We start from the raw sequence: 1623 nt of genomic DNA, 5'->3' as shown, positions 1-1623 counted from the left end.
CCGGACCTCGCCGTCGCCTCCGCCCGTCACGATCACCGCGGCGGTCGCGATCCGCGTGACCGCCGCCCCCGTGACGCCGCCCTCGTGCCCCTTCCACCGGGCCAGCTCGGTCCCGCCGAGCAGCTCCCTGACCACGATGTCGCCCTCCGAGCCGCCCGTGACCACGACGGGCATCGCCAGCTCGCCGACGGCCAGCGCCTGCAACCGCTCGTGGTAGCCGTACACCGCCAGGCTCTCCGCCCCGCCGCCGGGACGCCACACCCGGACCCAGCCGTGCGGCTCCCCGCCGACGGCCATGATCCGCCCGCCCAGTTCCGCGATCTGGAACACCGGGATCAGGCCGGGGCCGTCGGCCGTCTCCAGCGGGACTCCCGTGGCCAGATCCCAGGTCAGCAGCCGGTTGCCGTCCGTGGTGTAGACGAGCGCGCCGTGGTCGCCCGCCGCCTCGACCGGCGCGGTGTGCCCGATCCGCGGATCGCCCATCGGACGGCACTCCCGCAGATCCCACACCCGCACCTCCCCGTCGTTGTCGAGGCTGACCGCGGTGGGCACCCCCGCGATGGTCGTCCCGACGATCTGGACGACCCTGGCCATATGGCCGGTCAGCGGCGGCCCCAGCCGCTCGCCCGTCGCCAGGTCGCAGACGTGCAGCGCCGGATCACGGCTGCCGGCCAGGACCAGGCAGGGCACCCCGTCCACCCGGCTGTGGGCGAGCGCGTCGACCGTGCCGGGCAGCCGGATCTCCGGTCTGCGCCGCTCGGTGAGGGTGACGGGGTCCCAGAGGCTGACCGTCCCGTCCCAGCCGCCCGCCGCGAGCAGCGGCCCCGTCTCGCCCGGCAGCCACACCATGCTCGCGAAACGCCTCTCGCCGGGACCCAGCCGGACGGCCCGCACCTCCACCCGGTCGGAGAGCGACGACAGCCGGATCGTGCCGTCGTCGTACAGCACCGCGACATGGGCGATCCCCGCGACGACCGTGCAGGCGAGGTCGGCGACCGCCTCGGCGAAGTCGTCGGGGAACGCCCTGATCTCGGTGCGGTCGGCCAGCCGCCAGACCCGCACCTGGCCGCTGCCGTACCCGACGACCACGAAGGAGTGGCCGCCGCTCTCGACCACGTCGATCGCCGCGCAGCCCGCGATATGGGTGGCCTGGCGGCTCTGCAGCGGCTCACCGAGCTGGCGGCGCGCCGCGACGTCCCAGATCCGGACGGCCCCGTCGACCCCGCCGGTGAGGATCACCGGCCTGCCGTCGACCGTGGCGCACACCGCCGCCGCGATGTGCCGGGTGGCGCCGTGGAACGCCTCGCCGAGCGGGCGGTGCCGGGACATGTCCCAGATCCGCAGCCCCGACGTGCGGTCGGCGGTGACGCTCACGGTACGGCCGTCGACCCGGCCGCACGCCAGGATCGCGGTGCCGCTGCGCAGCCCCGGCAGCATCCCCCGGTGCGCGGGATGGATGAACGAGCCGGTCGCCCAGCCGACCCTCCAGCCCGGCGGGGCGGGGAAGGAGCGGGCGCGCCCGGCGTCGCCCCAGCGGGCGGCGTCGACGGCCAGGAGCCGGGCGCGGGCGGCCGGCGCGAGCGTGCGGTGGCGTTCGAAGGAGGTCCGGTAGACGGCGCGGAC

The 1623-nt window shown here is 76.1% G+C and carries 1 protein-coding gene; it reads right to left on the bottom strand.

The window, feature by feature from the left end:
- On the bottom strand, positions 1-1623 hold a 1623-nt coding region (locus ACYVE7_RS33715; RefSeq protein ID WP_460370588.1), incomplete at both ends, for a WD40 repeat domain-containing protein.

It is taken from the genome of Actinocorallia lasiicapitis, from assembly GCF_054778695.1.
Note: the sequence above shows the minus strand (reverse complement) of the source record. Positions and strands in the feature narration are given on the sequence as shown.